A 10,789-nucleotide genomic window follows, 5' to 3' on the forward strand; every position below is an offset into this window, starting at 1 on the left:
TGTCGTGGCACGGCGGCTGCCAGGTGTGCGGGCTGCGGGTGCTCGAGGGGTGGTGCGGGCACGGCGCCTCGGCCACCCACGACGTGCCCGTCGAGGACGTCCGGGAGGCCGCGCTGGATCTGTGGGCGCAGCCCATGTGAACGGATGTGGTCGTCCCGGCGACCACATCCGTTCACATGAGGCGGAGCCTCACTCCCTCGTCCGGCACCAGCTCACCGATCACCGGCGCCCCGGGGATCTCCCCCACCAGCAGCAGCCCGCCCGAGGTCTGCGCGTCGGCCAGGAGCAGGCGGTCGTCCTCGCCCACCGTGCCGGCGTCGGTCTCCCCCACGACCCAGTCCAGGTTGCGGCGCGTCCCGCCGGAGACGAACCCGTCGCGGACGGCCTCGCGCGCGCCGTCGAGGTAGGGCACGGCGGCGCTGTCGATCACGGCGGTGACCCCGGAGGCGCGCGCCAGCTTGAAGGCGTGCCCGAGCAGCCCGAACCCGGTCACGTCGGTGCCGGCGACGATCCCCGCGGCGACGGCCGCGGCCGAGGCCTCCGCGTTGAGCGCCGCCATGGTCTCGACGGCGTGGCCGAAGACCTCCCCGGTGGTCTTGTGCCGGTTGTTGAGCACGCCGAGGCCGAGGGGCTTGGTGAGCGAGAGGGGCAGTCCGGCCCGGCCGGCGTCGTTGCGGATGAGCCTCGCGGGATCCGCGGTGCCGGTGACGGCCATCCCGTACTTCGGCTCGGGGTCGTCGACGGAGTGCCCGCCCGCCACGTGGCAGCCCGCGAGGTCGGCGACGGCGAGCCCGCCGCGCAGCACCTCGGCGGCGAGCTCGTAGGGCAGGACGTCGCGCGGCCAGCAGAGCAGGTTCAGCGCGATGACCGGGCGCCCGCCCATGGCGTAGACGTCGGAGAGGGCGTTGGCCGCCGCGATGCGACCCCAGTCGTAGGGGTCGTCGACGACGGGGGTGAAGAAGTCGGTGGTCGCGATCAGCGCGAGCCCGTCGCGGATGGTGACCGCGGCCGCGTCGTCGCCGTCCTCCAGCCCGACGACGAGCTCGCCGACCCGCTCGGTGGTGGGCGAGGGCACGAGACCCCGCACCACCGCCTCCAGCTCACCGGGCGGGATCTTGCAGGCGCACCCCCCGCCGTGGGCGTAGCCGGTGAGTCGCGTCGGGGTGGCGGTGCTCATGGCGCCATCCTGCGCCGCCGCTAGAGCGCGCGCAGCCCCTTGAGCACCCGGGCCATGACCGCGCGGTCCGGGCCGTTCCCGGGCCCGATCCGGTCGAGGGTGCGGTGCACGGTCAGCGTCCCGTCGTCGGCCATGTCGCCGATGAGGATGCGGGCCACGCCGAGCGGCACCCGCATCAGGGCGGCGACCTCGGCGACCGAGCGCGGGCCGTCGCACAGGTCGCTGATCACGCGGTGCTCCGGGTCGTCGAGCGGCCGGCGCGGCGAGGGGATCGACACGAGGGTCTCGACGCGCAGGTCGGCGCGCGCGTGCGTCCGTCCGCGGGTGCGCACGTAGGGCCGGACCGAGACCCGGGGCTCGATCCCCTCCACCCGGTTGCGCAGCTCCGCGAGGTGCATCGGGGCGGTCGGGGCGTCGTCGTCGGAGCGGCCGCCGGACGGGCGGGGCCCGGAGCGGCCCGGCTCGGACCCGCGGGGGTCGGCCGAGCGGGCGCCCGCCCACCAGGCGTCGGACCACGACGTCCGCGGCGCCGGGATCGCGCCCCGGCCACCCGCCGCGCCCCGGCCGAGCTCCACACGCCGGCGGACGGGGGCGGCCTGGGCCCGGACGGCGGCGTCCTGGGCGGCCTCTCGATTCGCCTGTCGCCGCGCGCGGCGGGCACGCGAGTCGAACCGCGCGCCGGTCCGCCCGACGAGCGGGTCCCCGACGTCGGGTGTGGGTTCGCCGGTGACCGCGCCGCCGGCCGGTGTGCGGTCCGGCCACGGGACGGGCAGCGGATGCGACGACGCGCCGGCCGGCGGCGCGGACGCGGCGGCGGACGGCCCGGGCGGCAGCGCGAGGGGCGCGCGGTTCGACTCGCGGGCCCGGCGCTCGCGGCGGGCGTGGGAGGCGAAGCGGGCCCCGGTGCGGCCGACGAGCGGGTCCGCGGCGGCGCCGTCCGGAAGGAGCGGCACCTCGGGTTCGCGGGCGCGCCCCGCGTCGGTCCCGTCGACCTCGTCGGAGCGCGCCTCGGCGTCAGCGCGGCGCGGGAAGCGGGCCCCCGTCCGCCCGACCCCCTGTCGGCCGCGCAGCACTCCGCGACGCCCGCTCTCGTCGCTCCCGTCGGTCACGCCGTGTGCCCGCTTTCCGTACCATCAGTGAATTCCGCCGTGACAACACGATCGGGTCACGTCACCGTACGGGCTCGAGGCGGTGAGCGTCACCCTCCGTGGAACGGATCACGCGAACAGTCGGGTGAGGGGCGGCCGATCGGGCGACGGGGCTCCTGCTCGCGCAGGGCCGGGATCCGGGCGGCATGCGCCGTCCGGGACTAGGCCGTTCCGGTGAGCCGAGGAGCTCCCGCGCATCTGCGCGGCGGGCCGAGGACTACTCTGAAGGTGGCCCTGCCTCTGACCTCTCGGCAGGGCTCATCTCGACGGAACCCGGGGTCAGCGTCGTTCCACCCGGTCCGCCGGGACGCCGGCTCCGGGTTCCGTTGCGCCTGCTCACGGACTCGTTCCGGCGTCCACCACCCGGGCCCGCTGCCCGCCGAACGCGACCACGTCGCCCCCGGCGAGCTGGCGCCCGCGGCGTGTCTCGGCCCGGCCGTTCACGGTCACCTCCCCGGCGGCGACCACGTCCTTGGCGTCCGCGCCGTGCTCCACGAGGCCGGACAGCTTGAGGAACTGACCGAGGCGGATCGTCCCGGCCACGTCGACGTCCCGGACCGGTGTGCTGGCTCCCACCCGGCCATCCTCCCAGCGCGGATCTGGTCCACTGGCCGACGTGCCCCCGGCCCCCGTCCTGCTCGTCGTCGCCGGCGTCGCCGCGGGGCTCACGGGCTCGATGGCGGGTCTGGCGTCGCTGTTCTCCTACCCGGCGCTGCTGGCGGTCGGGCTCCCCCCGACGGTCGCCAACCAGACGAACACGATCGCGCTGGCGAGCGCGAGCATCGGGTCGATCGCCGGCTCCCGCCCCGAGCTCCGCGGCCAGCGCGCCCGCGTGATGCGGCTGCTCCCGCTCACGGTGCTCGGCGGGGTGATCGGCGGGGCCCTGGTGCTGGTGACCCCGTCGGACACGTTCGCCCTGATCGTCCCGTTCCTCGTGGGTGGCGCCTCGCTCGTCCTGCTCCGCCCGCCGCGGCCCGTGACGCCGGGCACCGCCCGGGCCGACGGCCGGCCCGGGCCCGCGACGGTGCTCGGCGCGATCGCCATCGGCGTCTACTCCGGGTACTTCGGCGCCGCCGCGGGGGTCCTCATGCTCGCGCTGCTCTCCCGGTTGCTCGCCGACACGCTGGTGCGGGTCAACGCGGTGAAGAACGTGCTCCTCGGGGCCTCGAACGCCGTCGCGGCCGTCGGGTTCATCGTGCTCGGTCACGTGGTGTGGAGCGCCGCGATCCCCCTGGCCGCCGGGCTGCTCGTCGGCAACTACACCGGGCCCGCCATCGCGCGGCGCCTCCCGCCGAGGGTGCTGCGGGTCGGCATCGCGGTCGCCGGCCTGGTGCTCGCGGTGGTGCTGTTCGTCGACGCCGTGCGGGGCTGACCCCGACGACCGTCCCGACGACCCTCCCGACGACCCTCCTGACGACCCGGAGCGCTACGACCCGGCGAGCTGGCGCTTGACCTCGGTCGACACCCGCTTGCCGTCCGCCCGCGACCCCACCTGCGGCTGGACGACCTTCATGACCTGCCCCATCTGGCGGGGTCCCTCCGCGCCGGTCTCGGCGATCGCGGCGGACACCAGCGCGCTGAGCTCGTCGTCGGTGAGGGGCTGCGGGAGGTACTCGGCGAGCACCTGCTCCTCGGCCCGCTCCCGCGCGGCGAGCTCGGTGCGGCCGGCGCCGTCGAACGCCTCGGCCGACTCCCGGCGCTTCTTCGTCTCGCGGGTCAGCACGCCCATCACGTCGTCGTCGGAGAGGTCGCGGTGGGCGTCACCGGCCGTCTCCGCGGTGGACACCGCGGTCAGGGCCATCCGCAGCGTCGCGACCCGGACCTCGTCGCGGGCCTTCATCGCGGCGGTCAGGTCGCTGCGCAGCCTCTCCTTGAGCACGCCGACCAGCGTAGCCCGGTGGCGCCACCGGGTTGAGCGGTCAGGTGAGCGCCCGGACCAGCGGCATCGGCATGACCCGCAACGCCCGCCCGAGCACCGCCCAGGGCCACCGGGGCACGTAGGCGTGGCCCGGGCGGCGCTCGATCGCCGCCACCATCGCCCGCACGCCGGTGGGCGCGTCGACCGCGAACGGCATGGTCATGCCCTCGTTGAGGTCGGTCCGGATGAACCCCGGGGCGAGCTCGGTGACGGCGATGCCGGTCCCGACCACGTCGGCCTGCACGCCCTCCACGAAGGTGTGCAGTCCCGCCTTCGTCGCGGCGTAGACCGTCGACGAGCCCCGGAGGCCGCGGTCGGCGGCCACCGAGGTGACGACCACCAGGTGCCCCGACCCCTGCTCCCGGAAGATCGCCATGGCGGCCTCGCACTGGGCGATCGCCGCGACGAAGTTGGTGCGGGCGGTCGCCAGGTTCGCCCCCGGTCGCCCGCTGCCCACGGGCCGGCCGCCGCCGACGCCCGCGTTGACGATCACGCGGTCGAGGCCGCCGAGCTCGTCGCGCATCGCCGGGACCACTCGCGCGACGGCCTCGTCGTCGGTGACGTCGAGGGTCGCGGTCCGGACGACCGGCGCCCCGGGGCGTGCGGTCAGCTCGGCCGCCAGCGCCTCGAGGCGGTCCGCCCGGCGCGCGACGAGGGCGAGGTCGTGGCCGCGCGCGGCGAGCTCCCGCGCCATGCCCGCGCCGAGCCCGGAGCTGGCGCCCGTGATCAGTGTCCGCACGGCGCCATGAGATCACCGGTGCGCGACGACGTTCACCACGACCCCGCCCGGCGTGCGGACGAAGAAGCGGCGCACGCCCCACGGCTCGTCGGTCGGCGGGTGCTCGACGCGCAGTCCCGAGTCCAGCGCCCGCGCGTGCAGCGCGTCCACCGTGGCCGGGCCGTCGACCTCCACCGACACCGCCGCGTCCACCGGGGCGGTCGCGTCGCGGGACACGAGCTGGACCTGGACGGGCTGGGTCGCCCCGGCCGCGCGGTGGTTGACGACCCAGCCCTGGTCCATCGCGGTCTCCAGCCCGAGGAGGTCGGTCCAGAAGGGCGTGTCGACCTGCGGGTCGGCGACGGCGAGGTTGGCGACGACGCGCCGGACCGGGGTGCTCATGGCCGTCAGGGTCCCCGACGGCGGGTGCGTCCGGCTTGGACGGATCCGACCCTCAGCCCCGCACCCCGGCGAGGACCCGCGCGCCCGGCAGCGCCCGCGCCCGCTGCATCGTCACCAGGCCCTGCACGCCGAGGCTCACCGCGATGAACAGCAGCACGCTCGAGGCGTCCACGGCGTCGGCCGAGGGCGCGATCGCCCGCGCCAGCAGGTCGAGCCCGATGTGGATCGCGATCCCGACGATCCACAGCGCCGCCGTCAGCGCGTGCCCCTGGGTGTACACGGCGCCGTCGCGGACCCAGAGCTTCACGGTCGCCGCCCGCACCAGGCCGAGCGCCGCACCGATCACCAGGCCGGCGACCAGGAGCGTCCAGCCGACCACCGACACCGGGTGTGCCGCCGCGCTCGAGGCCACCTCGACGAGGCCGACGACCCCGAGGATCCCCGCGACCCGCAACCGTCGCGCCGTGAACTGCCGCACCCGGAGCTGGTTGACGAGGATCCAGCCCAGCACCGCGATCCCGATGATGATCTGCAGCGGCCCGCTCATCGTCGCTCTCCCCGTCCTCCGCGGGCCCGTCCGGCCCGGATGTGATCAGGTTCGTCGCCGCCGGGGCACCGGGCGTCCACCCGCGGGTGGAGACGGGGTGGAGGACGGGTGTGCGCGCGCGGGCGGAGGTCCAGACTCGACTCCCGTGACGGTGCGCAGCGCAGGGACGGAGGTCCCGACGGCGGGCGCGGAGACCGGCGGGACCGGTCCCGGCCGGCCCGGGCCCGCCCTCCGACCGGAGCCGGCCCCGCGGCCGGCGTTGCAGACCGCCGGGGTGCCCACGCCCCGCCCCACCTCGCGGGCGGCGCGACTCGTCCGCACCGGCCGCCCGGTCCTGTGGCTGACCGTGGCCGCCGGCACCGTCTGGCCACTCACCCCGTCGGCCGTCGTCGCGGCCCTGGTCGCCCTGGTCGGCGCCGCCTGCGCGGTCGTCGCGGCCCGCGACCCGCGGATCCCCTCCCCCAGCGGTGAGGGCGAGCGGTGGCGGACGCTGCTGCTCTCGCTGTGCGCGGCGATCGGGTTGCTCGCGATCGTCCTCGAGCCCCGCGGGGCCGGGTACGTCTGCGCGCTGGTCGCGGGGGCGCTCATCGGCCGGCTCGTCATCGACCCGCGCCTGATCTGGGGGTTCTCGGCCCTGGCGGGGCTCGGCGTCGGAGTCGTGCTCGCGCTCGTGAACGGCGCGCCCTGGCTGCTGCTCGTCGGTCTCGCCGTCCCGGCCCTGGCCTCCCGCTCGCTCGACCGCGCCCGCCTGCACCGCGAGCACGCCCGCGTGCTCGCCCTGCTCGCCGAGCGGGACGCCCTGCGCGAGGTCGAGCTGGCCGCGGCCGCGGGGCAGGAACGCGCGCGGATCGCCCGCGACCTGCACGACGTCCTCGCCCACACCCTCTCGGGCCTCTCGCTGCACCTGCAGGGCATCCGCGCGGTGGCCGCCAAGCGCCTCGGGGCGCAGGACCCGGTGATCGTCGCCGTCGACCGGGCCGCCGATCTCGCCCGCACCGGCCTCGCCGAGGCCAAGGAGGCGGTCGCCGCGCTGCGCGACGACGCCGGGTCGACCGCGCCCCGCCTCGCCGAGCTGACCGCCCTCGCCGCGGACCACGGCGCCGGGCTGACCGTCACCGGCGACCTCGACGCGCTCCCCGACCGCCTGCGGGAGACGGTCTTCGCGACCGTCCGCGAGGCCCTGACCAACGTCGGACGGCACGCGCCGGGGGCGGCCGCGACGGTGGCCGTGCATGTCGGTGACGCGGTCGAGGTCCGGGTGGCCGACGACGGCCCGGCGGCGGACTCCGTCGCCGACCCCGACGCGGACCCCGGTGCGCGCGGCGACGTCGGCGGCGGGCAGGGGCTCGTCGGATTGGCGGAGCGCGCGGCGCTGGTCGGCGGGACGCTCGAGACCGGCCCGCACGAGCGGGGGTGGCGCGTGAGCCTGCACGTGCCGCGGACGGACGGGACGGCCCCGTGACCTCCTCGGGCGTGCTGCGCGTCGTGCTCGCCGACGACCAGGCCGTGGTCCGCGACGGCCTCGCCCTGCTGCTCTCCGCCGCCGACGACCTCGAGGTCGTCGCCACCGCGCCGGACGGGACGGCCGCGGTCGAGGCGGTGCTCGCGGCGCGCCCCGACGTCGCGCTGGTCGACCTGCGCATGCCCGGGCTCGACGGCGCGCAGGTCACCGAGGCGGTCCGCCGCGAGGCGCCCGAGGTCCGCGTCCTGGTCCTCACGACCTACGCCGACGACGACGCCGTGCTGCCCGCCCTGCGGGCGGGCGCGGCCGGCTACCTCACCAAGGACACCACCGGGGAGGCGCTGCTCGCGGCGATCCGGACGGTGGCCGCGGGCGGGGCGGTGCTCGACGCCGCGGTGCAGCGGCGGCTGGTCGACCTCGCCGGGACCCCGGCGACCTCCCGGCCGCCGGAGCCCGATCTGCCCGAGGGCCTCACCGCGCGGGAGGTCGACGTGCTGCGCCTGGTCGCGGAGGGCCTGTCGAACGCCCAGACCGCGTCACGCCTCGTCGTCAGCGAGGCCACCGTCAAGACGCACGTCAACCACCTGATCTCCAAACTCGGCGTCGACGGCCGGCCCGCGCTCGTGGCGTGGGCCTGGCGGCACGGCGTCACTTCGGGCTGACGCAGGCACGAGCCCTACAGGCCCAACGTCTTCCCGATGATGTCGCGCTGGATCTCGCTGGTGCCGCCGTACACCGTCGAGACGACCGACTGCCGCAGCAGCCGCTCCATGCCGTACTCCGTGGCGTAGCCGTAGCCGCCGAGCATCTGCATGCCCTCCAGCGAGAGGTGCTTGGCGAGCTCGGTGGCCTTGAGCTTCGCCATCGACGCCTCCTTGGGGAAGAGCGCCGTCGGGTTCGCGTCGATCGTGTGCGCGGTGTCGTGCACGAGCAGCGTGGTCGCGGCGAGCTCGGTCGCGTTGTCGGCGATCCGGTGGCGCATCGCCTGGAAGGTGCCCACCGGTCGCCCGAACTGCTCGCGCTGCTTGACGTAGGCGAGCGTGTCGTCGAAGGCGCGGCGCCCGAGGCCGAGCATCAGCCCGGCGAGGATCATCCGCTCCAGGTTCAGCCCGGCCATGAGCTGGCGCCAGCCCTGGCCCTCGGTCCCGACGACGGCGTCGGCGGGCAGCCGGCAGTTGGTGAAGTAGAGGTCGTTGACCTCCTTGCCGCCCATCGTCTCGATGCCGCGCATCTCGAGGCCCTCGGCGTCGGTGGGGACGACGAACATCGTCAGTCCATCGTGCTTGCCGCCCTCGGTCGAGGTGCGCGCGACGAGCAGGATGTGGGAGGCGATGTGGGCGTTGGAGCACCACGTCTTCTGGCCGTCGACGAGCCAGCCGTCCTCGGTCTTCGTCGCCTTGCACGTCAGGCCGCCGACGTCGGACCCCGCGCCGGGCTCGGACATCGAGATCGACAGGACGTCGCCGCGGCAGACCCGGCCGAGCAGGTCCTGCTTCTGCGCCTCCGACCCGAACTTCTGGATCGCCGCCGCCGTGATGATCGTCGTCCCGAAGCCGCCGATCGGGGCCTGGTGGTAGGCGGTCTCCTCGAGGAAGACGAGCAGGTCGGTCATCGAGCCGTCGGCGCCGCCGTAGGCCTCGGGCAGCGCGATCCCCAGCCAGCCGAGGTCGGCCATCTTGCGGTAGACCACGTCGCTGTGCGGGCCGTCGACGGTCAGCCGGTCGCGGGCCGCCTTGTCGGGGATCTCGCGGCGCGCGAACTCGGCGATCGCGGTGGCGAGGGCGGTCTGCTCCTCGGTGAGCGTGACGGGCATGTCGGGTCCTCTCGAGCGGGTCAGTCGGTGGGCGCGGGCTCGGCGAAGAGGCCGATCGCGTCGAGGTGGGCGAGCAGCAGGTCACGCCCGTCGAGGACGTGGCGGGACATGGCGTCGCGGGCGCCGTCGGTGTCGCCGGTCGAGATCGCACCGATCAGTTCGGCGTGCGAGCGCCGCGTGGCCGTCCGCCAGGCGGCGCTGGCGGTGTAGAAGCGCGGCGGCAGGTAGCGCTCCGCGCAGCCGGCGAGCCAGGCGAGCTTGCGGGACGCGGCGGCCCGGTTCACCGCGGCGTGGAAGTCGTGCTCGGGGTGCGCGAGCGCGAGACCGACCTCGTCGGGGTCCCCGCCGGCCGCGCAGGCCTCGACCAGCCGGCCGACCTCGGCGTCGTGCTCCCGCAGCGCCGTCACGTCCCCCGGGCCCGCCGCGGCGGCCGCGCGCGCCGCCAACTCGCCGGTGAGGTGGGCCTGGGCGTCGAAGAGATCGGCGACGTCCCCGCGGGCCATCGGCGCGACCACGTACCCGCGCCGCGGTAATGCCCGCACCATGTCGTCCGCGCGCAGCGACTGCAGCGCCTCGCGCACCGGGGTCTGGCTGACCCCGAGCTCGTCGCCGAGCCGGTCCACGCGCAGGAACGTCCCCGGGGCGAGCTGCCCGGAGAGGATCCGGTCACGCAGCAGCAGGGCGACGCGGTCGGGCAGGGCCGTCGTCTCACCGACCCGCTGCCACGATCCGCGTTCCGTCCCCGACGACGCAACCATGGCGGCACCGTATCCTATCGAATATAGGATCGACAGCCCTCGAGACCGGTCGCGCCCCGTCCCGGGATGCCGCCCGTCGGGGGCGGCACCACCCTGATCGGGTGCGCATCATCGCGATCGAGGAGCACGCGCTCCCGAAGGACCTGCACGTCCCCGGCGGGATGGGCTCGGCCATGCCGGGCCTCCTCGACCAGCTCGACGACCTCGGCGAGGGTCGCCTCGCGGTGATGGACGCCGCCGGGGTGGACGTCCAGGTCCTGTCCGTCATGGGGCACGGCATCCAGGAGGCGGGCGCCGCGGGCGTCGACCTCGCGCGGGCTGCGAACGACCGGCTCGCCGGGGCCGTCGCGGAGCACCCGGACCGGTTCGGCGCGTTCGCCACGCTGCCGCTCGGCGACCCGGCGGCCGCGGCCGAGGAGCTGCGACGGACCGTCGGCGACGCGGGCTTCGTCGGCGCCATGGTGTTCGGCCAGACCCACGGGCGGTTCCTCGACGACCCCGAGTTCGCGCCGGTCCTCGCCACCTGCGCCGAGCTGGGCGTGCCGCTCTACCTGCACCCCGCGCCGCCCCCGCCCGCCGTCGCCGAGGTCTACTACGCGCGGCTGCCCGAGCGTGCGGGGGCCACGCTGGCGACGGCGGGCTGGGGCTGGCACGTCGAGACCGGGATGCACGTCCTGCGCCTCGCGGTCACGGGCACCTTCGACGCGCACCCGGATCTGCGCCTCGTCGTCGGGCACATGGGCGAGAACCTGCCGTTCTCGCTGGCCCGCGCCGACGAACGGCTCAGCACCTCGACCGCCGGTGAGCGATCGGTCTGGGACACGGTGCTCGACCAGGTGCTCATCA

Annotated in this window: 13 protein-coding genes; 4 read left to right on the top strand and 9 right to left on the bottom strand. The window is 76.0% G+C overall.

The window, feature by feature from the left end:
• Window positions 1–172: 172 nt before the first annotated feature.
• The 3 genes from selD to AC0CYZ_RS26270 form a co-directional block, all read right to left on the bottom strand.
• Entirely contained in the window at window positions 173–1,177 is a 1,005-nt protein-coding gene (selD, locus tag AC0CYZ_RS26260) for a selenide, water dikinase SelD (protein WP_472220830.1), read from the bottom strand.
• Between the two features lie 20 nt (window positions 1,178–1,197).
• Window positions 1,198–2,286, bottom strand: coding sequence for a DUF742 domain-containing protein (locus tag AC0CYZ_RS26265; RefSeq protein ID WP_472220832.1), 1,089 nt, complete (start codon window positions 2,284–2,286; stop codon window positions 1,198–1,200).
• A gap of 375 nt (window positions 2,287–2,661) precedes the next feature.
• Window positions 2,662–2,901 (bottom strand): RNA-binding S4 domain-containing protein, encoded by a 240-nt coding sequence (locus tag AC0CYZ_RS26270; RefSeq protein ID WP_472220834.1) that lies wholly within the window; start codon window positions 2,899–2,901, stop codon window positions 2,662–2,664.
• 40 nt (window positions 2,902–2,941) lie between these two features.
• Here AC0CYZ_RS26270 and AC0CYZ_RS26275 point away from each other — a divergent pair, with 40 nt between their 5' ends.
• Window positions 2,942–3,697: a sulfite exporter TauE/SafE family protein gene (locus tag AC0CYZ_RS26275; RefSeq protein WP_472220835.1), complete on the top strand. Its 756-nt coding sequence runs from the start codon at window positions 2,942–2,944 to the stop codon at window positions 3,695–3,697.
• A 54-nt stretch (window positions 3,698–3,751) separates the two neighbouring features.
• Here the strand turns inward: AC0CYZ_RS26275 and AC0CYZ_RS26280 are convergent, their stop codons facing one another.
• From AC0CYZ_RS26280 to AC0CYZ_RS26295, 4 genes are read right to left on the bottom strand one after another with little or no spacing between them, the layout of a single operon-like run.
• A complete protein-coding gene (locus tag AC0CYZ_RS26280; protein ID WP_472220837.1) occupies window positions 3,752–4,204 on the bottom strand; it encodes a GatB/YqeY domain-containing protein in 453 nt (150 codons plus the stop codon).
• Between the two features lie 40 nt (window positions 4,205–4,244).
• Window positions 4,245–4,982, bottom strand: coding sequence for an SDR family oxidoreductase (locus AC0CYZ_RS26285; RefSeq protein WP_472220839.1), 738 nt, complete (start codon window positions 4,980–4,982; stop codon window positions 4,245–4,247).
• Window positions 4,983–4,994: 12 nt separating this feature from the next.
• On the bottom strand, window positions 4,995–5,363 hold the full coding sequence (locus tag AC0CYZ_RS26290) for a VOC family protein (RefSeq protein WP_472220841.1): 369 nt from the start codon (window positions 5,361–5,363) through the stop codon (window positions 4,995–4,997).
• Between the two features lie 52 nt (window positions 5,364–5,415).
• On the bottom strand, window positions 5,416–5,910 hold the full coding sequence (locus AC0CYZ_RS26295) for a hypothetical protein (protein WP_472220843.1): 495 nt from the start codon (window positions 5,908–5,910) through the stop codon (window positions 5,416–5,418).
• Window positions 5,911–6,055: 145 nt separating this feature from the next.
• Between AC0CYZ_RS26295 and AC0CYZ_RS26300 the strand changes: the two genes are divergently transcribed.
• Window positions 6,056–7,372 (top strand): sensor histidine kinase, encoded by a 1,317-nt coding sequence (locus AC0CYZ_RS26300; RefSeq protein ID WP_472220845.1) that lies wholly within the window; start codon window positions 6,056–6,058, stop codon window positions 7,370–7,372.
• Window positions 7,369–8,034, top strand: coding sequence for a response regulator (locus AC0CYZ_RS26305; RefSeq protein WP_472220849.1), 666 nt, complete (start codon window positions 7,369–7,371; stop codon window positions 8,032–8,034). The genes AC0CYZ_RS26300 and AC0CYZ_RS26305 overlap by 4 nt, the downstream gene beginning before the upstream one ends.
• A 14-nt stretch (window positions 8,035–8,048) precedes the next feature.
• Here AC0CYZ_RS26305 and AC0CYZ_RS26310 read toward each other — a convergent pair whose 3' ends face one another.
• Window positions 8,049–9,185 (bottom strand): acyl-CoA dehydrogenase family protein, encoded by a 1,137-nt coding sequence (locus AC0CYZ_RS26310; RefSeq protein WP_472220852.1) that lies wholly within the window; start codon window positions 9,183–9,185, stop codon window positions 8,049–8,051.
• Window positions 9,186–9,205: 20 nt separating this feature from the next.
• Entirely contained in the window at window positions 9,206–9,943 is a 738-nt protein-coding gene (locus tag AC0CYZ_RS26315; protein WP_472220854.1) for a GntR family transcriptional regulator, read from the bottom strand.
• A gap of 101 nt (window positions 9,944–10,044) precedes the next feature.
• Here AC0CYZ_RS26315 and AC0CYZ_RS26320 point away from each other — a divergent pair.
• On the top strand, window positions 10,045–10,789 hold a 745-nt coding region (locus AC0CYZ_RS26320), incomplete at its 3' end, for an amidohydrolase family protein (protein ID WP_472220856.1).

It is taken from the genome of Actinomycetospora sp., assembly GCF_055612215.1.